Here is a 22,167-nt window from a genome sequence, read left to right as displayed (position 1 = left end):
GCTGCCGTGCTTCCGGACGATCCCCGCGTGCGCGGGGTGTAGATCGGCGCGATCCAGGAGCCCGCCAAGGACGTCGGACGATCCCCGCGTGCGCGGGGTCCAGACGTACTGCCTCCAGAGCCGTCCCTGCAGCCGCGGGTGATCCCCGCGTATGCGGAGTCCAGGACATGCCCAACCTGCACGCCGCGCAGGAGCACGGACGATCCCCGCGTCCACGGGGTCCAGCACTCGCAGCCCAGTCGATCGGCCCCGGCTGCGGACGATCCCCGCGTGCGCGGGGGCCGTTTCTGGCCCAGTCGATGTTGCCGATGCCCCAGGGACGATTCCCGCGTGCGCGGGGGCCAGGCCGCAGACCTCGCAGTCCCGCCCCACAACGCGGGACGATCTCCGCGTGCGCGGCGGGCCAGGCTGTGTGACCTCCCGTTCCACAAACGGAAACAGTGTTTCTCCTTCACTGTCGTTGATCTTGTGGCGTGGCGGTGTGATGGCCATCGGCGCGGACGTGCGGAGAGGACCAGACCGTCATAGTCCAGGGGATACCAGCGGTCGTGGCCTGCTGTGTGGCTGTCCAACCTTGTTCGTTGTCGGCGGGTTCGGTCATGATCGCTTCACGATCGTAGATACGGTCGGCGAGCAGGTCCCAGAGTCGGTCGCGGACGCAGCGGCTCGGTGCGTTAGGCGTGGATGCTGGACCTGGTTGATGACATCGTGCGGGTCGTGTGGGTGGTCTGCCACCACATGTCAGGCAGGGTGGTCTCGGAGTGGTGCGAGGGTGAGCAGGCCGCATCCGTAGGCCTTGGTGGGGCCGATGCCGGTGAGCATGGCGGTGCGGAGTTTGTCGGGGTCGGTGATGGTGAGGCGGCCTTCGAACGTGATGGCGTGCATGGTGACGGGTTTGGGCATGCCCTTTTTGGGGATGGTGTAGCGGGTTGTGTTGACGATGCGCACCTCGTGTTGGGCTGGGCCTTCGATGGTGGACGGCATGCCGGGGGCCGCGGTGTCGGTGCGGGATGTGGGGATGGTGAAGCCCCATTTGTCGGTGCGGCGCAGTAGCCAGTCGATCTGGTGGGCGGCGGTGCGGTGTCCGACGCGGAAGCCGCGGCGGGGTCGGGTGTCGCCGTGGCGTTGCCGTTGTGAGTCGGTGAGGCGGTCTGGGGTCATTGTGGATTGGACCGGGTTGGCGGTGAGCCGGAAAGCGAATTCGCGGCCTGACGCGAGATGACCGAGGACGGGGGTGTAGTCGCGGACCAGGACGTGGTCGCCGTCGGCGTGGGGCCATCCGGCTTGTTCGACGATGTGGGTCCAGTCGGGCCGGGTGGGGGTGAGCACGAGCAGGTTGACGTTGTGCTCGCGGGTGTCCAGTCGCCATAGGACACGGTTGGTGTTGGGTTGTTCGGGGAGACCGCCCATGACGGCGGCGTGCACGGTTCGGGGGTTGCGCAGGAATTCGCGGCCCTTGGTGCGCAGCGGGTTGAGTCGGATTCGGGACAGGTAGGACATGGGTCACCACCCCAGCAGTGCGAACGGATCGTGGTCGGTGTGGCCGGTTCCCGCCGGGTCTGAGGGGTCAGCGAGGCCGGTGGGTATCTGCACCCAGCCGTGGCGGACCATGCGGGTGGTGCGGCTGCGTTCGAGGGGGGCGAACGACAGTGGCTGGTCGTGTGCCATGTCGAGGTCGCCTTGCTCGGTGTCCTCGTCGGTCGTGCTGTCACCAGCTGTGCCGTTGCAGATGCCGGCCTCGCCGCCGGTGGCGTCGATGGTGGTGGCGAGGGTGACGAACGCGGGTGCCCTGCCGCGGTCGCGGAGTTGTTTCCTGGTGTGGTCGGAGGCCAGCCAGGGAGTGTTGGCCAGCGCCTCAGTGAGGGTGGGTTGGGTGTCGTCGTCCAGCAGCAGGGGCTGGGTCGGCACGCAGGAGCGACGTCCCAGCGCGAGCGGAAACGCCGGGTGGGCGAGTGCGTGGCGCAGGGTGTCGATGAGGCCGCGTGGACCGCGGACGGCGGCGAGGAACACCGCATCCTGCAGGTAGAAGCGTTGCGTGACGTGGGTGTACTTGGCCGGCGCGGTGGGTTTCTGGGTGCCTTTGGCAGTGAGGGACGCCGAGGGCAGCGGAAGGCCGCGGTAGTCGCTGACGGTGTGGTAGTCGCGCAGCAACGTGCCGGGTTGGTCGACGCGCACCGCCAGCGACAGTTCGCCGAGGTCGGCGATGGTGTCGGTGCGGGCACGGCCTTGTGCTGCCGCCAGCAGTCCGATGACGCCGGACTTGGTTGGCTGATGCGCCGTGTCGCGGCGGTTGAACGCACTGGCATTGCCCCATGACTGCAGAGGTGCGGCCAGCCGCAGCAGCAGGACGGCGGTGCCGGTTGAGTCTGCGGGATCCCTGCTCATCGGGTGCTGCCCTGGCCCAGCCACTCAGCGGTGAACGCCTTGAGGTCCGTGAGCAGGTCGGGAAAAGGTTGCGAGGCGCCGAACACGGCGCTCAGGTCCTCTGTGGATTCGTTGTAGCAGGCCAGCACGCGAGTCGGCGCCTGTCCCCAGTTGTCGGTGGCGCTGGCCAGTTCGGCGGCCAGGCGGGCCGCGGACTCGGCGAGCACGCCGTCGCGGGAGCGCACCGGTTTTTCGAAGGCGGACACCAGGTTGACTGGCTGGTCCTCGCGGGCGACCACGGCGACCAGGCTCGGCAGGGTGCGGTGGGCGAAGGAGTTGCCATGACCGGACGGGATGGATCGGGCGAAGCAGTCGACGAACAGTTCCACCGCGTCAGGGACCTCGTTGGCTCCGCCGAGGTTGTCCTCTAGCTGTTGCAGGCCCAGGGTGGCGTAGCGGTAGAGGGTGGCGGAGTTGAACTCGACGGTGCCGATCATCCCGGCGCCTTTGTTGTCGGTGTTCTCGTCGTCGACCGCGGTGTAGTAGTCGAACTCGATTTCCACCGGGTGTGTGGAGATCGCGTGGGCGACCTGGCATGCGGCGTCGACGTTGAGGTTGGGGATGTCGGCGACCATGCGCCCGAACAGCGCCACGTCGACCGGGTGCCCGGTACCCAGGATCGCCTTGACGTCCACCTCCTCCACAGCCTTGTCGAGCGCCGCGTCGTCGAGGCCGATCAACTCGCCGATCCGGCCGCTGATCGTCTCGGCGATGGCGGCGAGCTGGGGGTAGCCGAAGAACAGCAGGTAGGAGGTCTGCTCGGCGTTCTTCTTACTGGCCTTGATACCGAGCGGCTTGAGCAGGGCGTTGCTGATCCTGGCCGCGTCGGGCACCGCGAGGTCGTGCGCCTCGGTCAATCGCTTGGTGAGCAGGTCGGAGATCTGCTTGGTGCGCGTGGCGAGATCGGCCTTGGGTACCCGCTCGGCGAACGCGGTGCGCGTCGCACGTTTCCAAGCCTGGGAGGACACCCGTGCTCGCCGAGCGCCGCCGTAGATGGCCTGTTTGGGACTGCCGGCGTCATCACGGTTGAGGTTCGAGGGCGGAACGGTCTGCAGCACGTGGATGTCGAGGTAGCGGCGTGCGGGCACGGTGAAACTCCAGAAGTGAGAGTTGTTGAGTCGGAACGGGTGGTGTCAGGCGATCGCGGCGTCGCCGGAAGTCGAGGACTGCGCGGTCGGTGACTGCCAGGCGTGGTACTGCATCCCCCATCGCCGGCGTACTTGGGCTTGTCCATCGGGATCGGACCAGCGGAGCAGGTCGGTGAGCAGGGTCGTGTAGTCCAGCGGGATGGCGTGGGTGCGCAACAGGGTGACCAGGCCACGCAGATGCGCCACGAGTTCGTCGAAGCTCGTCGCGGTCGCGGCGGCGTTGAATCGCCGGGCGACCGCCTCCTCGCTGACCCCGTCGCGGCGGCTCAGGTCGCGTAGTGCCTTGCCGAGCCCGGTCCCGGGTTTGTGCATGGGGGTGCGCTGTGACTGCTGGTGGACGCCGAACAGGCACAGCGCGGCGTGCTCGGCGGCCAGTCGGGGTGAGTGTTCGTCGGCGACGATCGCCTGGTACAGCCGCCACATCTGCGGTACGGAGCCGGGTTGCCTGCCCAGTCCGCGGCGCATCGCGGCCAGGTCCTCGCCCGGCGGTTGCCGGCTGGCCCGGCGCCACCGTCCTTGGTCGTCGATGTACTGCGTCCAGTACCACTCGCCCCGATGAGCGGGTTCGGGCATGTCAATTCTCCTGGTTCGGTTCGCGGCGGGCGACGAGGTCGGCGGCCCGTGGCAGGGCGTCGCGAATGTTCTTGCGGAAGGCCAGTTCGGCTTTCGGTGCGCAGTGCAGGAGGTCTTTGCCGTTGTGCGAGGTGCGCAGTCCGGTGAACTGACGTGACGACGCGTCTCGCAGCAGTGGTTCGGCGACATCGAAGGCCGCTTGCCAGGCCACCTGTTCCCAGGCCGTGAGGACCTGCTCCACAGAGTCGGGATCGTTGCGGCGTTGCAGCGCGGCAAGGACGCGCCGCGACGCCGGGTCGACGATGTGCAGGAGGCGTTCACCGGGCCGCTGTCCCTTGTCCCACGGCAAGGGTTCCGAGCTCGTGGCACGTCGAAGGTCCGCGGACAGCAGGTTCACGGCCCTGGCCACCTTGTCGGCGCGATCGGCGATCTCCACCACGGCATCCCGCACCGCCACGTCGCGCAGCGCGGCGACGGGCAACGGGATCGAGTCGGCGATCACGTTCTCCACCACGGCCGATTGGTTGCCGTACTCGACGCCGACGGTGAGGAGCTGCAGCGGATAGTCCAACTCCAGGACCTCGGCCAGATCGTTGAGTTGGCGGCTGGTCTTCACCATGGCCTTGTCCTCACCGAGCGCCAGCAGCGCGTCGAGACCGCGCCACACCGGGCGTCCCGACGCATGACGCCGGGGCCGCTGCGGCGGGACGCCTGCTTTCACCTTCTGCTCGACGTTCCACACCGTGTGCGGCTCGTACTGCGGCGTCTCGGCCAGACGGTCACCCGCGCACACCACCACCGACGTCACCCGCAAACCCTCCGCGGTGTCCTTGGTGTGCAACCGGATCCGCCGCGACTGCCACGTCAGCAACTCTCGACGCCCCGCCGCCCTGCGCGCCGTCCACGTCGCGGTCCACGGTCCGCGACGCCACTGGGGCTTGTCCTGCTCCGGCAGGCCGTCGGCGACGATCGGCATATTGAGGACCAGAGTTTCGGCCAGGGTGCGGCCGACCGGGATCACCATGCCCAGCTGTCCCAGCGGTCCGGTGGGATTGCCGGTGGTCTTGCCGTTGCGCGCCTGCGGATCGTCCGCGGCACCGGTCTTGATCGCCGCGGTGTCCCAGCAGTGCGTGTGCAGCAGCCAGCGTGCCGCCTCCGCCGGGCGCAACGGCAACGGCGCGTCCCCGACTCTCGTGGAGAACAACGGCACGTTGTTGCCCGACGCCACCGATGGCACGAGCAGCGACGTGGATTTGGTGTCGTCGGTCGCGGTCCGCAGGCCCGCGACCTGAGCGAAGGGATGCCTCGCGTCGAACAACTCGAACAACTCGTGATACTCGGCGAAGTAGGCCAGCAACGTGTCCCGCTGCTCGTCGGCCCATGTCTCCTCGGCGGCGAACAGGGTGCCGCCGGCGAACGCCCGCCTCCACTCCTGGGTCGACCGGGGTGCCCCCAGGGCGTCCAGGACGATCGGCAGCAGGAACTGCCGCAGAATCACCGGGACCATCGTCGGCGGGTCGACCGCCAACTGCCGTATCTCACCAGATCGCAGGATCGCGTCCTGGCCGGAAACCTCGGTGGAGGGCCCGGTCGTCATCGTGACCGGGATCCACGGATCGTCCAGGAGGTTCATCATCACCCGTCTTCACTGTCGCCCGGAGGCTCGTCCTGCGGGACAGCGGCGTCATGCCGCCGTCGTTCCTCGATCGCGTTGATGCGTCGTTCTCGCCGTCGTCGGCCTCGCAGGCACACGTCGACCGCGTCGGCGAAGGCCGCTGTCCTGGCGGCGTCACCGCGAGCCGCGAGCTTGAAAGCGGCCACCACGACGACGCATCGGAACAGCAACGGCAGCAAGCCCGCGGCGACCAGCGACCCGACCAGCAGCACGACACCTCCACGCAGCGCGAGGGCGTCGACACTGACAGTGAGCTTGGCCTCGCCGGGGCGAGAGAGTAGCGCCGTCATTCGTCGTCGAGCAAGTAGCGTGTGCTAGCGGACTGACAGTGACGCGGTTAGGGTGGTCGCGGATCGACACGGTTGTCCCTGTCGTCAGGGATCCTCCTTAGCGAGTGCTTGATCAAGCGTCGTCCCCGCGTAGCGGGGGTCCACCGTGTCGTCCTGTGGTGTTCACGGAGCGCGTCAGCAGCCCGAGGTCGCCGTCGTAGGAGACGAGGTGGTTGCCGAGCTCGACCGGGGCTTCGTCGTCGCGGAGGATGAGTGCACGGGTGTGTTTGAGCCACGGGTGGTGGTGCCACTGCGGCAGCGGCGTCAGGTTCTCCAGTGCCGCCGTGGTCAGGCTTGCCGGTAGGCGCACGGTTCCGGCGACGACATCGTCGAGCAACTCCGGCCCTCGTTCGCCGTGCATCCCCAGCCGTACGCCGCGATAGGTGCTGTATCCGTGCGTGCCGTGCCTTAGCACCACCACTTCGACGGACTCCTCGCCATCGCGTACCAACGCGTCCAGTTGCGCCTGCTCCTGGGCTCCGGCGACATGCGCGTAGCTCAGACCGGCCAACGTGGCCGCGGTCCACTCGTCGGGAGCGGACAGCAGGTACTGGCTGGCCTTCTCGGCGCGTTCACGCTCGCTGTGCTCCCACTCGGCCTGGGCCGCGTGTTCCTGCTCCGTCCACGGGGTGAGCGGGCTGCCGGAGTAGCCGGCGTCGACGAGGACTGGCACGTCAGCGGGCACGGACCAGCCGTCGCCGTGCGCCGCTGTCAGGACTTGGTGCGCGGTGCGCAGCAGCAGGTATCGGCCGTAGATGAATTCGCTGCTGTTCAGAAACCACGGTGCTGCGGTACCGGAGGTGTCCATTCCGGTGACCACGACCGTCGGGGTCCGCAGCGCCGGGGGGCGGGTTTCGCGATCGTGGCGGTGCAGTCGGCCGATCCGTTGCAGCAAGAGATCGATGGGGGCGATGTCGGACACCAGCAGGTCGGCGTCCACGTCGAAGGACTGCTCGGCCAGCTGGGTGGCGACCAGGATCATGCGATCCGGCCGTTGAGGTCCGCCTGGACGTGCCGCGCCGAGCAGTTCCAGACACCGCTGGGTCCGCTGGGCGCGTGGCTCGACGGCCAGCCTGCCGTGCAGCAGCCAGGTCTCGTCGCCGAAGTGTGCTCGAAGCGCCGCGTAGGTGTCCTGCGCCCGCCGCACGTCGTTACGGACGATCAGCGCACAGCCGCCATCGGCGAGTCGTTGCTTCAGCAGGTTCAACAGTTCCCCGAACCGGTTGCCGCCGGATCGCCCTATGTCAGAGCGGGCCTCGTCACGCAGGGGCTCGTCGAGTAGTTCGACCCGCACGGGTTGCGACTGCCGCCAACTGCTCGACGGCGTGACGCGGACGTCGGGTTCGCCGTCGGGCGCGCACGCTGTGGTGATGCTGGGATAGCCCATCGAGCGGAGCAGTTCGGGCAGTTGCGGGCGCACGCCATTGCGGGCGCCGGTGACATATGCCTCGACCAGGCTCTGTCGTTGGCGCGGCGGCAGCGTCGCCGACAGCAGGATCACCGGAACGCGGGCCTGCCCCAGCCATCGCAGCGCCTCGTGCACGAATCGGGACATGTACACGTCGGCCGCGTGAATCTCGTCGAGGATCACGACCTTGCCGACCAGACCGGTCATGCGAAGCATGACGTGCTTGGTCCGGGTGGCGGCGTGCAACAGCTGATCGATGGTGCCGACTACCAGCGGCGCCAACAGGCCGCGCTGCCGGCCCAGCAACCACTCCGACGGTCCCGTACCGTCCGCTCCGTCACCGCCCGCGTCGCAGGCCAGCCCGTACTGGTCCTCACCGACCCCGCGGTACCAGTCGTCCGGATCCTGCCCAGGCGGATTGATCATCTCTTTCCACTCGGGGTTGAACCGGCGTTTGCCGTGCAGCAGCACGACGTGGTCCTGCAGGCCGGGGCACACTTTGGCCACCCAGGACCGCACTCTGGTGAACATCGGATCGCACGTCGCCTGCGTCGGCATGCCCACGAACACCCCGTCGGCGCCGAACCGTGCGGCCAGGATCTCCGCCGCGGCCAACGCCGCCTCGGTCTTGCCCTCGCCCATCGGTGCCTCGCTGATGAGCAGGCCAGGCGCGGGCATCCGGCGAGCCTGCTCCACCACGTCGGTTTGGAATTCCCGCGACCGACGCCCGAAGCGCTCTGCCACGACGTCCCCCTCGGCGGCGCTCAACCGCCTCCAACCGCCTCGCAGCCGCAACTCACGCCACGCCCTGACCGCCCGGTCACGTGCACCGGCCATGCTCACCGCGTCGAGGTCGTCGATACCGGTGAAGTACCGCTCGTCGCTGGCGATCCAGTCCGCCATGACGATCAGACCGCTGAGATGCAACTGCTCAGCCCGCGTCAACGCCCCGATCGGTTCGACCGACGCGACATCGGGGAATCCCACAGCACGCGTGAACACACCGACCAGAGCACGCTGCACCTGCAGCCACCTCTCGCCCCGCCCCTGCCCATCACCACGGGAGCGCGGTCCACGGACAGCACGGTAGGACGGGAATAGCCCGTGATGACCGGCGACCAGCGGCCACACCCAATCGATGTTCCCGCTCGACCACCCGGCTTCCTCGAGCCGGTCCATCAGCAGCGCCGCGCCCGCTTTGTCATGACGCCACCCCATGCCGGGCTTGACGGCGGCCGACCACGACAAACCCGCCGCCCGCACCCGAAGGGCTTCCTCGGCATCCAGGACCTGGAACGCCGGCGTGGCCTTGCCACAGTCGTGGATCCCGCACAGCCACGCGAAGAACATCCGCCCGCGACCGCCCGAGACACGGTCTAACAGATCCTTGGTCGCGGAAGCGAGGAAGTGATCCCAGATCAACTCCGCTACCGCCGCGGTGTCGAGCAGGTGTGACACCACGAGGTTCATGACCCCGCCCGCGTTCTTGCGGGACTTGCCCCACAAGGCGCCAAGTCGGTCCCGAGTATCCCGATCACACCCCAGCTTGAGGGCGATGGTGGTCGCGCTGATCACTCGTCTCACGTCTCTGTCGGTCATCACAGTCGTCGACGCCTTCGAACTCTGGGTGAGGGCGGCGACGCCGTCGTACGGAGACGCATCGTGGCGGCATCCGAACACACGACCGAGCAAATCCGTCGACGTTCACTCGATCTAGTGAACCTCCATCGACTGGCGTTGCGCAGCACGAACCTTCCCGACGCCGGACGGGTTACTGGACCTACGGCGTCCGCGGCGATCACCTGGAGCAGGTACGACCTGCATGCGTCCGATCTGAACCGGCAGCGCCCGAAGGACAAACTGTCACCGTCGAGCCGTTGCCGGGCTGCCCAGCGTCGCGGCGACACCTGCGTCCCGAGAGCCCGCAGACGTTCAGGCGATCCTCGACACCGGACCCGACATCGTGCTCACGATTGAGGCCCATGCAGAACCTCTGACGCCCAAGCGGAACCTCCGTACTTCACATCGCCCCGTCGCTCGGGGACTGCGACGCATAACACCCGCTGCAGCGCGGTGCATGACTTGCAGCGGTTTGGTCGACCTGCATTCCTCGCGAGACCGATTCTTGTGCAGAGATTGCTGACAACGCCGGATCGGTTCCGTGTGTGAAGTCGCGGCCGCGCGGACGCAGGACGGGTGCTTCACGAACCAGGGAATTCATTACGAAAGCCCGTGATCTTCGGCAGCCGAGTGGCGATGCAGAGCCGCTCAGGCGCCACCACGTGGGACACGCGGAAGGAGAGGCGATCTGGAGTGAGTGCGCGATACGCCCAACGGGGCAGCCGTGGTCGGCTCATGGTGCGGGAGCGCAAGCGCCGCGTCTGGGCGGTGTTGATCGCGGTGATCGGTGCGGCCGCGTCGCTGTGGTTCGTCTCGGGTGTGGTCGCGCTCGTGAGCGGCCATGGTTGGCTTCCGATCACGGTGCACGTGCGGTCGCCACTTGTCGATGGCGGCAACGAAGGGCTCGTGGGGCTGCCGCGATACCGACCGTCGTCGGGCGGCGTCACGACAGACCCGCTGATCCCCCGGCCACAACTGCAGGATGACGGCGAGACTGCGAGCAGGTGGCGATTGCCCGTCGCCGTGCGCTGGCCTGTATCGCTTTTGTGGTCGGCGATTCTGGCGATACCTTTGTGGACACTCTGGCTGCAGAGCGTTGTCCGCGGGGTCTGGGGGCGACGGCGCGACGGGCTGGCAGACGCAGCGGATATTCGTCGTTCGCTGGGCGCGCGGCACGCCCGCGGCAACGGCAAGGTGACCTGGCCTGGTACTCCGTGGTGGCACCGAGTGTTGCTGCCGACGTCGGCGTTCGGTTACCACCTCGGTCACTCCATTGGCAGGTTCACCGGTCGCCGTGTCGAGTTGTGGGCGCGGTTCGAGTCCAACGTCCGGATCATCGCCCATACAGGTTGGGGCAAGACCCTGCGGCTGCTGGTGCCGATCGTCCGTACTTTGCCTGCGGCGGCTCTGATCTCCACCAACGAGCAGCAGCTGTTCACGCACACGGTTCAGGCGCGGCGCTTTCGCCGGCCTCCGACACGGTGGCCCGTCCTGCGTGTGCTGCCAAGCCGTCGTGCGGTACGCGAGCATCCCGTCGCGGTCGCTGACTTCTCCGATCCAGACAACCTCTGGTCGGCAGGATTCCCGCAGGTGCGGTGGAATCCGCTTCCCGGAAGCGAGGATCACTTCGTCGCGTTGCGCCGTGCCCGCGCACTCGTCAGCGGTACCGAACCCGACAAGGGTCAGTCTCGCAACAGCGGTGAGGACCGGTTCTGGCGACAGTCGGCCGCCGATGTGATCGCTGCGTGGTTGCACGCCGCGGCGCTGGGTGGGCGGGAGCTCGAGGAGCTGTCATCGTGGCTGGCTGACACCGATCATCCGACGCCGAGGCGTCTGCTCGCTGATGATCGGCGGGCCGAGCCGACCGCGTTGACCGCGTTGGACAAGCACCTCGACCGGCGCGCTGAGGGCACGACGTCAGGTGTCGAGCGGTACGTCCTGCTCGGGATCAGCGCACTGGTCAGCCGAGATGGCCGCCGGTTCTGCAGCACCCGAGCTCGGGCCGACTTCGACCCGGTGGAGTTGATCGGCCGTGGCGGCACGATCTATGTGCTGGCCGACGACGAGCGGATCGAACCTGTCCGGCCGCTGTTGTCGATGTTCACCGCCGAGGTCTTCATCGCGGCCAGGCGTGCGGCGTTGCGCCACGGGGGTGCACGGCTGCCTGTTCCGTTTCTGGCCGTGCTTGATGAGCTGCGGCACTCGGTCGTGGTACCGAATTTGCCGTATGTCGGCAACACGATGCGCAAACACGGTGTCGGATTCGTCTACTCAGTACAGACCAGCACACATGAAGACGAGCTATACGGCGACCAGGCCGGTGCGTTGCGCCAATCCTGCGGTGTCACTGTCGTTGGCGGACTGGACATGAGCGTCGCTGCCGAGCTGACGACACGTGCGGGGACCGAACTGCGCGCCGACCGCGTCGGGGGCCAGGATCACACCGAGCAGCTCACCCGTATCGAGGCGCTTCCCGTCTCGGATCAGCAGAAGCTGCAACAGGGACAGGCCGTGATCGCGGCTCGCGGTGTTGGCCTGTTCCTTGGTCACTGCCCGCTGATCCGTGACCGATTCCGGTCGTACCGGCGGATTCTGCGCGAGGTCGCCGACGTCCGCAGGATAGTCCGCCGGGCACGCAACCAGCACCGCGCCAGCGTAACCGCGCAGGGGGACGCCGCGTCGACCGGTTCAAACTTCAAGGTGCGACCAGGTGGTGATCACACGTGACCGATGATCCCCTCGCAGGTGAGCCGTTCACCACAGCAGACACGCGAGCACTGATCACGCTCTATCAAGCGGCCACGCCGCCCAACACACTGCGGCGCACTCCATGGACATGGGCCGCACTCAAGAAAGACCAGGCTGCGGTCTTGGCGCGAGTGGTGCGCGAATGGGTCCACTTCTACAACAGGGTCCACGCCGTGACAGTGAAAGAACTGATTCCTCCATGCTGGCCTCTTCATCCCGGCTTGGCGCACGAACTGGCGGTGCTCGTATGGGCCTACTACCACGCCCACCACGACCCCAAGGCGACACCACTGATCGCAGTCGACTACCACGCCCGCTACCTCGCCAGCTTCCGCACAAGGCTCGACCACATGCTCGGTCGCGATCCTCATTCCTGCCGTGCCGGCGAGCACACAGCTACCTGGCGCACCACCGTCGACGAACAGCTCAGCGAGTACTCCCCCACCGACCTGTCCGAAACGCAATCGCTGATCTCACAACACTTCGGCTTCGCCTAGGCCCCACCACCGACGAACGTTATGACAGCGACCTCCTCAATGAGAGCATCTCCGTCATCCACCTGGCTGTCCTCACCCAGCTCGAGATGCAGCAGCGTCGTACCTGCTGCACGGTCGGCTCGCGACTGTGCGTAGCGTGCATCCGGCGCCGGAGCACCGTGGCCTGCGGGCGACAGGACGTTTCGGTACAACCGATGTGCTCAAGCCCGGTACGCCGACGAGTACCTGGGGCGTGAGACCCGTAGCTACGGTAGGACGGGGGTTCCGGACCGGCCATCACGCAGTCCTGTTACCAGTACAGGAAGTCCGCGCACCTACGTCGACGACCACGCAACAAGATCGATGAGAGTGAATGAGAACCACTGTTACCGTTCACGGAACGGCAGCTCAGAAGGCCTGGACCCCGCGCACGCGGGGATCGTCCGCTGTGCGTGCTCAGCGGCTCCCCGCAGGTGGGCTGGACCCCGCGCACGCGGGGATCGTCCCACCCACGTGATGCCCAGTGCGGTGAGCGCGGCCTGGACCCCGCGCACGCGGGGATCGTCCGGTGGTCGTGTTGTTCAGCAGTTGCCGGGTCCGCTGGACCCTGCGCACGCGGGGATCGTCCGATCGTGTGGCCCGCGCTGTGCGCCGCCAGCGACTGGACCCCGCACATGCGGGGATCGTCCCCCGTTGTGGCTGCACCCCGTGCTCGCCTACGTCTGGTCCCCGCGGACGCGGGGATCGTCCACTGGTCTGGATGCCGACCTGGTTGGCCGGAACCTGGACCCCATGCACGCGGGGATCGTCCGTGGTCCGCGTTCGAGGTGGCGATTGTGTGCGCCTGGACCCCGCGTACGCGGGGATCGTTCGAGGTCGCCGGGCAGGATTTCGGGTTCGTCGGCCTGGACCCCCGCGCACGGGGGCAACTTCACAAAAGCTGACCCCGCGCACGCGGGGATCGTCCGACGGCCGAGGAGATGTGAGCCACCTTGTCGGGCTGGACCCTGCGCACGCGGGGATCGTCCCTCCTTGATCGACGGCACCTCCCCGTTGTCGATCTGGACCCCGCGCGCGCTGGGATCGTCCCAGCGCGACAACGACTGCGGCGGTGCTTGCCGCCTGGACCCCGCGCACGCGGGGATCGTCCCGACAAGCTGCAGCTCGGCATGATCGTGGTGAACTGGAACCCGCGCACGCGGGGATCGTCCCTACGGGGCGTCGCTGGAGAACGTCGCCGAGGGCTGGACCCCGCGCACGCGGGGATCGTCCGCCAAGTTCGTGGCGGCGGACGCGGGCAGGTAGCTGGACCCCGCGCACGCGGGGATCGTCCGGTCTATGACCTGCTCATCCCGTTCGAATGGTTCTGGACCCCGCGCACGCGGGGATCGTCCGCCCTGCGCCTCGATCAACTGACCGGCGGCGAGCTGGACGCCGCGCACGCGGGGACCGTCCCAACGACGCCGCGTTCACCGACTGGATCCCGACCTGGCCCCCGCGCACGCAGGGATCGTCCCTACCTGGTGCTCCCGCGCACGTTGCTGCAGTCGTGGACCCCGCGCACGCGGGGATCGTCCGTCTTTGCTCGCCGCCTGGGCTTCCTTCGTGCCCTGGCCCCCGCGCACGCGGGGATCCTCGGAGCCAGGTCCGGCGCATCGCGTCACTGACGATGTGGACCCCGCGCACGCGGGGATCGTCCCCAGGACCCGTTGTTCTCCCAGTCCGGCGCCGTCTGGACCCCGCGCACGCGGGGATCGTCCGGCGTTGTATGACACCAGTGCGACCCACGCGGCCTGGGACCCCGCGCACGCGGGGATCGTCCGCCGATGAGGATGAGGGCGGCGGTGCGCGCGGACTGGACCCCCGCGCATGCGGGGATCGTCCCTGCGCCGGAATGTTCGTGCGCGGCGGCAAGGCCTGGATCCCGCGCACGCGGGGATCGTCCTGTGAGGTGAGCGCACCGAACGAGAGGGTGTTCCTGGACCCCGCGCACGCGGGGATCGTCCCCTGCAGAAGGTGTTCGGCGTCGACCTGACGGACTGGACCCCGCGCACGCGGGGATCGTCCTCGTCGGGGATCGTTAGCCGGTACTCGTCCGACCTGGACCCCGCGCACGCGGGGATCGTCCGGGCTCCTGTCTGCGATGGGAGCCCCAACCGGGCTGGACCCCGCGCACGCGGGGATCGTCCCCTAACGTGCTAGAACGCCACTATTGACACCGGCTGGACCCCGCACACGCGGGGATCGTCCGCCCGCCGCATCGGCGAGACCGCGGTGTCCCTGCTGGACCTCGCGGACGCGGGGATCGTCCTCTCACCCCGAGCTCGGCGCACTCGTCGATGGCCTGGACCCCGCGCACGCCGGGGATCGTCCGTGTTCGAGGAGAAGATCGGCGGCGGTCTGGAGCTGGACCCCGCGCACGCGGGGATCGTCCCGGCTTTGACGGAGGCGGGACGGACATCCAGATCTGGACCCCGCGCGCGGGGATCGTCCTGCACCGCAGCCCGGATGAGACCGTCCCCGGCCCTGGACCCCGCGCGCGCGGGGATCGTCCCGTGCCGAACTCGGTCACGATCGTGGTGAGGTTCTGGACCCCGCGCACGCGGGGATCGTCCGACCGTGTTGCGCGAGTTGTCCAAGTAGGTGCCCTGGACCCCGCGCACGCGGGGATCGTCCCTCACCGATCAGCCGTACACGCTCGCATCCAGTCTGGCCCCTGCGCACGCGGGGATCGTCACTCGGTGGCGATGCGGTGCAGGGAGGGCAGATCCTGGACCCCCGCGCACGCGGGGGATCGTCCCATCCCCTTCTCCTGGTTGCTGTCACCGGGCGGCTGGACCCCGTGCATGCGGGGATCGTCCGTGCCTGTGGATTCGGAGGAAGCCGATGTGTTCCTGGACCCCGCGCGCGGGGATCGTTCGGAGGTGCGTGCGGCGCGGCTGCTCGCGAAGTACTGGACCCCGCGCACGCAGGGATCATCCGATGCCGAACTGGTGGTCACCGTCCGGGTTGGCCTGGACCCGCGCACGCGGGGATCGTCCCGTGCGGATGATCTCGGCGGTCGCACCGGACAGCTGGACCCCGCGCACGCGGGGATCGTCCCAAGCCGCCCCACTTGAGCCAGGCGAGCAGCGTCTGGACCCCGCACACGCGGGGATCGTCCATCGAGTCGCCGCCATACCGCAGCCGGCGTCTTCTGGACCCCGCGCACGCGGGGATCGTCCCACGTTCGAGCGGCCCGGTTCGGACTGCCGGTCCTGGACCCCGCGCATGCGGGGTTCTTCCGCTCGGTGTTCGCGGCGTCATCGCGGTCCGGGTCTGGACTCCGCGCACGCGGGGATCGTCCCAGCTCCTGGACGAACATCACGTTCACCACTGACTGGACCCCGCGCACGCGGGGATCGTCCGACGTCCTTCGTCGGCTCCTGGATCTCGCCGATCTGGACCCCGCGCACGCGGGGATCGTCCGCCGACGAGGCGGCGAACGCGCGGGCGATCGAGCTGGCCCCGCGCACGCGGGGATCGTCCCGCGCTCGTGTCCGGACCCACCGGGCACCACTGCTGGGCCCTGTGCACGCGGGGATCGTCCGGGCCGACGACGCGCAGCAACTCGCCAGGTGAACTGGACCCCGCGCACGCTCTCGACCCCGCGCATGCGGGGATCGTCCGCACCCGTGACAGCCGATGGCCGCCCAGACCAGCTGGACCCCGCGCACGCGGGGATCGTCCCGCGGTGTCCTTGTTGTGCACGACGCCGGAACCCTGGACCCTGCGCACGCGGGGATCGTCCCCGGATCGCGCTGCTGGCGCACGCCCGCAACACTTGGACCCCACGCACGCGGGGATCGTCCTGGGTACAGGCCCGCGAGCTGGGTGGTCGTGCCCTGGACCCCGCGCAGGCGGGGAGCGTCCCACTGGATCGGCGTCTGGTGCTGCCGCCGATCCTGGACCCCGCTTGCGGGGATCGTCCGGTGTACGGCCGGATGCGCTGGGACGTCACCTTCTGGACCCCGCGCACGCGGGGATCGTCCCCTGGCCAACTCGCCACCGTCGCGACGAGCGGGCTGGACCCCGCGCACGCGAGGATCGTCCGCCGAGCGGCTTCGACCCGGTGTGGACCGCACCCTGGACCCCGCGCACGCGGGGATCGTCCCGACCCAGACATCTCCCCACAGGGCTGGGCCCCCAGGACCTCGCGCACGCGGGGATCGTCCGCTGGCTGAGGTGGACGGGACGGCCTTCCGCGCCTGGCCCCGCGCACGCGGGATCGTCCCCCGGTCACCTTCGCCGGCGGTGGTGTGGTGTCCTGGACCCCGCGCACGCGGGGATCGTCCGTCCTCGATCCGTTCCTGGATCTCCAGGCGCTCCTGGACCCCGCGCACGCGGGGATCGTCCGAACGAGACATAGTTGGCCAGGCACATGTCCAGTTGGACCCCGCGCACGCGGGGAGCGTCCGTCGTGGCCATGCTGCTGCGGCTGGACGGCGCGCTGGATCCTGCGCGCGCGGCGATCGTCCGAACTCCGAGATCAAGCCTTCGGTGTGAGCGCATGGGTCCAGAGCAGCGACTTTGTCACAGCTCGCGTGTGGGTGGTTCGGCTTGTGGTTCTGGCATGTACTCGGTGTCCGCGATGTGGTGTTCGTGGGGCTGGGACGGGGCGGGCGCGAGCTCCGGTTGGTTGTTGGCCAGGACGGGTTCAAGCGTGTCGCTGCGCTGCCGTTGTTCGGCCTCGTGTTCGTGAGCTGGCAGTTGCTGTCGAGTTTGGTACTCAGTGTGCAGGCTCTCCAGGACGCATTGATGTACCTGGGTCTGCTCGGCGAGGCGGGCGGCATGTCGCTCGGCGGCTTCAGCGGTGTGGAAATCGCGGCGTTGTGCTGCTTCGCGGGCGTGCTGGTAGTCGCCTTCCATCGCTCGCAGGCGCGCGAGGACCTTGTCGTACTGGTCTCGTGGACCGGCGAGGTGTTGTAGTGATGCCGCTTGTTGGGCGAGCTCGCGCGCCTCGGCATGTGCCAGTGTCTCCACCCGATGGTACTGATCGATCTTCTCGGTGAGTTCGGTGCGCCGAGCACGGGAGAATCCCTTCTGTTCCTCAAGTTCGTGCTCGAGTTCGCCGCGTTCGCCGGCAGTGTCGATGGCGCGTTGGGTGGCCGCCTGCCACAGTGTGTCGAGCTGAAGAATCCGTTCGATGGCTGCGGCGCGCTCTCTCCATTGGGTGAGGTTCTGCTCGACCTCTCGGACGTGGGCGCCGGATTCGTTCTCCGCTTCTGCGCGACGGTCCGCCGCGACCTCATGGGCCTGGCGTTGCTCATCGAGGAGGCGTTCAAGCTGATGCTGTGCGTCGGCGAGCATTGCCTGGAGCACAATGTCGTCGACTCGGCCGTGTTCGCGTTGGCTCCAGTGGGCTACCGCAGCTGCGGTAGCGCGATTGGGTGCTGTTGGCTGGGCTTGTTGCTCGGCTTGGTGGCGTTCGACGGCGGCGGTGAACAGGCTGGTGGTGAATGCGGAGGGGTTGCGTACGCGGCTGCCGCCGATCTGTTCTGGTGGGATGTCGGCGAGGATGGTGGGGATGCTGAGGTCGTGGTCGAGGGCTTGTTCGACGCGCTGGGCGAGGGCCCCGAAGGCGGGGCCGTCGATGACGCGTTGGGCGAGGTTGGGGTGGTTGGGCCAGGCATCGCGGAGGTATTCGGCGGTGATGCGCAGGCGGTGTCGTTCGGCGGCGGCTTTGTCGGCCTGATGTTGTTGCTCTTCTCGCCGTTGCTGTTCGCGTTCGGCGACGCGGGCGATGCTGTAGGCGGTGAACTTCGCTTTGTCGATGACGTTTGGTGATTCGATCTTCCGGATGGGCAGCTTGTCGAGTAGCTCGCGCGCGGTGAAACCCGCGGAGGTGTGGCGGTCGAGGTTTCGGACGACGGCGTCGAAGGCCGGTGAGTCGATCACGGCTTCGGCGAGTTCTGGTCGGTCGGCCCAGGTTTCGCGGAGCAGGTCGATGGTCTGGTCGCGCATCTGATCGAAGGCGCGGCGGCGGGTGGCGCGGTCGCGGTCGACGTCGGCTTGGCCGGTGACGATGCGGTCTGCGGCGTCGCGGATGGCCCACGCGGTGAACCGGGTCTTGTCGGTGATGTCGTCGGAGGCGATGGTGTCGAGTGGGATTTCGGCGAGTACTTCGCGGATGTCGAGGTGGGAGTCATCGACGATGTCGGTGATGTTCCGTGCGACTGCGCTGAAGGCGGCGCCGTTGATGATGTCCTCGACGAGGTCGGGTTCGTGACGCCAGACCTCTCGCAGGAGTAGGGCGGCGGTGTCTTGGCGACGTTGGTCTTGGGCTTCGCGTTCGGCGCGTGCCCGTCGGTGCGCCGCGGTGCGTTCTGCTCGTTGTTGCTTGCGGCGTTCGGCTTCGCGTTGTGCCGCAGCTGCGTCTTCGTCGTGCTGGTGTTGTTGCTGGGTTGCCTCGGCGCCGCTTTCGGCGGCGAACTCGGGGAGTCCGAGTTGGACGACGACGGGGATGTCGTCAGGTGATTGTTCGGTGGCGCGGGCGCGTTCGGCGAGTTTCTCGGTGGCGCGGTCGGTGAGTTCGGCTCGGGTGGTGGGGACGCCGCGTTCGTTGGTGTCGTGGTCGTCTTCGAGTTCCTGGCGGCCGGTGTAGATCCAGACGGCGCCTCGGTGACGGCTGGTGCCGACATGGAGGGCGGGGTTGTCGGCTCCTGCCGCGGCGAAGAGAACGGTGGCGCCAGAGGATTCGCCGTCGGGTCCGGCCCATTGGTCGCGGACGGTGAGCCCTTCGCTCTTATGGACGGTGAGCGCGTAGCCGAGGTCGGCGCCGCCGATGGCGACGTAGGTGGAGGTGATGTGGGCGGTGTGGGTTTCGATGCCGTCGGGGCCTTCGAGTTGCCACTCGGCGGTGATGGTCCCGTCGTGGTCGATGTCGCGGATGACGGCGCGGTAGCCGTTGAGGACGGCGACGTCGGCGAGCTGGGGGTCGTTCCACGCGTTGGTGCGCAGCAAGATGTGGTCGCCGACGTGGAGGACTTTCGTGCCGCCGCCGGCGAGTGCGTAGGTGTGGGCTTTGCCGAGTTCGTTCTCGGTGAGGCGGAGGGCTTGGGCGGCTTGGTTGAGGCGGGTGACGGTGGTGTTGGTGGCGGCGAGCATGACCAGGCCGCGGATCTCGGCGTGTGGGTCGGTGGCGCCTTGGCGTTGTTCCCACCACTTGGCGAGCATGGCGGCGGTGGCTTCGTGGCTGGTTTCGGTGGCGACGAGGCGGCCTTTGCCGTCCCACATGGTGAGTGCTTCGGCGTAGCGCGCGTCGCGCCAGGCGGCGATGGCGTCGCGTTCGTCTTCTTCGGCTTGGCGGCGGTTGTCGCGGAGCTCGGCGCCGCCGACGATCTCGTGGACGCGGCCGAAGAGGCTGCCGACGCCGACGCCGCGGAGTTGTTGGGAGTCGCCGATCTCGATGATGCGGGTGCCGGTCTGGGCGGCTCGCTGGTACAGCGCGGCGCGGTCGCGGTCGTTGGTGAGGTTGGCCTCGTCGACCACGAGGACGTCGACGCCGTGCAGGACAGTGCTGTCGGCTTCGCCGATGGCATGCACGATCGAGGCCACGGTGCGGGACCGGATGCCGGATTCGGCTTGGAGGTTCAACGCGGCGACGGCCGCGGTGGCGGCGCCGCCGACGACGTATCCGGAGTTCTCGAAGACGATGCGCACGGCGCGCATGAGGGTGGATTTGCCGCTGCCGGGGACGCCGTTGACGGTGTCGATCGCCCGGCCTTCGGTGACGAGCCGCATGAGTGCGGTGTGTTGTTCGTCGGCGAGCTCGTAGCCGAGCGAGGCTTGGGCGATGTCGATGCTGAGGGCGATGAGGTCGGTGTCGGTGACCCGGACGTCGGATTGGTCGGGTGAGCCGGCTTTGGCGGCGCGGAGGATGACCTTTTCGGCGTCGACGACGTCGTGGGTGCTGTAGAAGGTGGCGTTGCGCATGCCGGTGCTGCCGAGGTCTCGGCGGGCGCCGGTGCCGTTGACGAGGGTGTGCTTGGCGGGTAGTTCGACGAACCCTGGGTGGGCCAGCACTTGATCGGTCAGCATCTCGAGTTCGACTGGGGTGGCGAGGCCGGTGGGCAGGGCGGCGGCGACGCGGCGCAGGGCGTCGATGCGGGAGAAGCGGCGGCTGTGTGCGGTGAGACCGGACTCGGGGTCGAGCAGGTCTTGGGCGATGCTGGCGGCGTCGACACGCGGGTGCTGCGGCGGTGGGTCGACGTCGTCGGGGTCGTGTCCGCCTGCGTAGACGCGGCGGGCGTGTTGGTTGGGGTCTCCCCCGGCGTCGCGTTCTTCGGCCTGCCACAGCTGCTGGAGGGTGGTGTCGGGGTCGAGGTGGGCGTCGGTTCGTGGGTTTCGGGTGCGTTGTTCGGCGATGCGGTGCTGGGCGCGGCTGGCGGTGTCGGGGTCGTAGCCGAGGCTGATGAGTGCGTCGTGGATGTCGTTGTTGCGTTTGGAGAAGCGGTGTACGGCGTCGTCGGGGATGCCGGCGATCTTCCATCGTGGATGGCGGCCGGTGGTGTCGTGGAGGTAGTGGACGCCGAGGCGGGTGTGGAGTTGGTGGCGGATGAGGGCGTGGACGAGTTGTTGCAGGGCTGCGATGTGGCGCATGAGGTCGCGGCCGCCGGCGGCGACGGTGCTCCATTGGCCGTCGGCGAGGACGAGGTTGGCCAGGGTGAAATGGATGTGCCAGTGCGGGTCGCCGATGGTGGCGCCGTTCACCGGGCGTGCTGCGGGGTGGATCATGTACCAGCCGAGGAATCCGTTTCCTTGCACGGTTTGCGCGGTCTTGCCGCCGCCGTGTTTGCCGCGGCGGGCGTAGGCGGTGGTGTTCTCGAGCCAGGTGAGTGCAGTTTCGACGGCGTCGAGGAAGATCTCTTTGAGGGTGGTGGTCTCGTCCTCGCTGGAGAAGGCCAGTAGGAGGCTGTCTTCTTTGGGGACTTCGATGGTGACGTCGTAGCCGGCTTTGCCGACGATGCGGCGTCGTTTGCGGCGGTGTTCCTGGAGGTTGCCGTCGGCGTCGACTTCGGTGACGGTTTCCCAGAGGTTGCCGACGGCGGTGGCGTAGCGGCTTTCTCCCCAGACGTGGTCGACGTTGAGGTGGGCGGCGTCGGCGAGCTCGCCGGCTTCGTCGGCGCGGAGGTTCGCGCCCTCTCCTTTGGATGCGACGGCGCGTTCCGCGGCGGCGAGGCGGCTGCGCATGGTGGGGTCGTGCAGGACTTCGCTGACGGGGACGTTGGCTTCGTGCGCGATGGCGTGGATCGCGCGGATGAGTGGGGCGAGTGGGAGTTTGGCGTCTTCGTAGACGCCGAGTTTGGGTTTGACGAGCTGTGCGCCGGTGTGTGGGTGCCGGCATGCCATGAGGTTGCGGGCGAGCGGGAACTGGCTGGGTGTGAGGGTGGTTCCGGCTTGGATGTCGACGTCGGCGAGTCCCGCGCCGAACCACACCAGGTTCCCGTCCTCGGCGCCCTGGGTGCGGTAGGCGACCTGCGGGTCCTCGGCGGTCGATGCGGCGCCAGAGGCCGTCGTCCGCTTGGCACGGTTGGTGCGGTGGGAGAATCGGCGGTCGTTGTTGCCGTTGGAGTTGCAGCCGTGGCCGCCGTCGAGGCGGTATTCGATCTGCTCGGCGTTGAAGCCGATTGGCGTCACGTAGGCCACGTGCCGAGCACCTCCCACAGGTCGTGACGCGCCGCCGGGGTGGGCGTGTGCGCGTCTGAAGCGACTTGTGGGGGTGACG

11 protein-coding genes are annotated in these 22,167 nt (G+C 68.3%); 3 read left to right on the top strand and 8 right to left on the bottom strand.

Features of this window, described 5'->3' with window-relative positions; genetic code table 11:
* Window positions 1–741 precede the first annotated feature (741 nt).
* The 7 genes from cas6e to cas3 form a co-directional block, all read right to left on the bottom strand.
* The gene (gene cas6e, locus QSK35_RS01610) at window positions 742–1,500 is read right to left on the bottom strand and encodes a type I-E CRISPR-associated protein Cas6/Cse3/CasE (protein ID WP_285741478.1); all 759 of its coding nucleotides are present in this window, start codon (window positions 1,498–1,500) and stop codon (window positions 742–744) included.
* A 3-nt stretch (window positions 1,501–1,503) separates the two neighbouring features.
* On the bottom strand, window positions 1,504–2,385 hold the full coding sequence (gene cas5e / locus QSK35_RS01605; RefSeq protein ID WP_285741476.1) for a type I-E CRISPR-associated protein Cas5/CasD: 882 nt from the start codon (window positions 2,383–2,385) through the stop codon (window positions 1,504–1,506).
* Window positions 2,382–3,512: a type I-E CRISPR-associated protein Cas7/Cse4/CasC gene (gene cas7e / locus QSK35_RS01600; RefSeq protein ID WP_285741474.1), complete on the bottom strand. Its 1,131-nt coding sequence runs from the start codon at window positions 3,510–3,512 to the stop codon at window positions 2,382–2,384. The genes cas5e and cas7e overlap by 4 nt, the downstream gene beginning before the upstream one ends.
* A gap of 45 nt (window positions 3,513–3,557) precedes the next feature.
* A complete protein-coding gene (gene casB / locus QSK35_RS01595; protein ID WP_285741472.1) occupies window positions 3,558–4,145 on the bottom strand; it encodes a type I-E CRISPR-associated protein Cse2/CasB in 588 nt (195 codons plus the stop codon).
* A gap of 1 nt (window position 4,146) precedes the next feature.
* On the bottom strand, window positions 4,147–5,781 hold the full coding sequence (casA, locus tag QSK35_RS01590) for a type I-E CRISPR-associated protein Cse1/CasA (RefSeq protein ID WP_285741470.1): 1,635 nt from the start codon (window positions 5,779–5,781) through the stop codon (window positions 4,147–4,149).
* Window positions 5,781–6,110, bottom strand: a complete 330-nt coding sequence (locus tag QSK35_RS01585; protein ID WP_285741468.1) for a hypothetical protein — start codon at window positions 6,108–6,110, stop codon at window positions 5,781–5,783. Before QSK35_RS01585 ends, casA begins: the two co-directional genes overlap by 1 nt.
* A gap of 112 nt (window positions 6,111–6,222) precedes the next feature.
* Window positions 6,223–9,141 (bottom strand): CRISPR-associated helicase Cas3', encoded by a 2,919-nt coding sequence (gene cas3, locus QSK35_RS01580; protein ID WP_285741467.1) that lies wholly within the window; start codon window positions 9,139–9,141, stop codon window positions 6,223–6,225.
* Between the two features lie 612 nt (window positions 9,142–9,753).
* Between cas3 and QSK35_RS01575 the strand changes: the two genes are divergently transcribed.
* From QSK35_RS01575 to QSK35_RS42800, 3 genes are all read left to right on the top strand, one after another.
* Window positions 9,754–11,904, top strand: a complete 2,151-nt coding sequence (locus QSK35_RS01575; protein ID WP_285741465.1) for a type IV secretory system conjugative DNA transfer family protein — start codon at window positions 9,754–9,756, stop codon at window positions 11,902–11,904.
* Window positions 11,901–12,422: a hypothetical protein gene (locus QSK35_RS01570; protein ID WP_285741463.1), complete on the top strand. Its 522-nt coding sequence runs from the start codon at window positions 11,901–11,903 to the stop codon at window positions 12,420–12,422. Before QSK35_RS01575 ends, QSK35_RS01570 begins: the two co-directional genes overlap by 4 nt.
* Window positions 12,423–15,262: 2,840 nt before the next feature.
* On the top strand, window positions 15,263–15,520 hold the full coding sequence (locus QSK35_RS42800; protein WP_502881610.1) for a hypothetical protein: 258 nt from the start codon (window positions 15,263–15,265) through the stop codon (window positions 15,518–15,520).
* A 1,453-nt stretch (window positions 15,521–16,973) separates the two neighbouring features.
* Here QSK35_RS42800 and mobF read toward each other — a convergent pair.
* Complete coding sequence (mobF, locus tag QSK35_RS01565) at window positions 16,974–22,088, bottom strand: MobF family relaxase (protein WP_285741461.1); 5,115 nt, start codon at window positions 22,086–22,088, stop codon at window positions 16,974–16,976.
* Window positions 22,089–22,167: the final 79 nt, after the last annotated feature.

It is taken from the genome of Lentzea sp. NBRC 105346, assembly GCF_030269605.1.
Taxonomy (GTDB): Bacteria; Actinomycetota; Actinomycetes; order Mycobacteriales; family Pseudonocardiaceae; genus Lentzea.
Note: the sequence above shows the minus strand (reverse complement) of the source record. Positions and strands in the feature narration are given on the sequence as shown.

Excerpts from the sequence above, each read along its gene's own strand:
- casA (WP_285741470.1), bottom strand. The coding sequence starts at position 5,781 with ATGATGAACCTCCTGGACGATCCGTGGATCCCGGTCACGATGACGACC.
- cas6e (WP_285741478.1), bottom strand. The coding sequence starts at position 1,500 with ATGTCCTACCTGTCCCGAATCCGACTCAACCCGCTGCGCACCAAGGGC.
- QSK35_RS01585 (WP_285741468.1), bottom strand. The coding sequence starts at position 6,110 with ATGACGGCGCTACTCTCTCGCCCCGGCGAGGCCAAGCTCACTGTCAGT.
- casB (WP_285741472.1), bottom strand. The coding sequence starts at position 4,145 with ATGCCCGAACCCGCTCATCGGGGCGAGTGGTACTGGACGCAGTACATC.
- cas5e (WP_285741476.1), bottom strand. The coding sequence starts at position 2,385 with ATGAGCAGGGATCCCGCAGACTCAACCGGCACCGCCGTCCTGCTGCTG.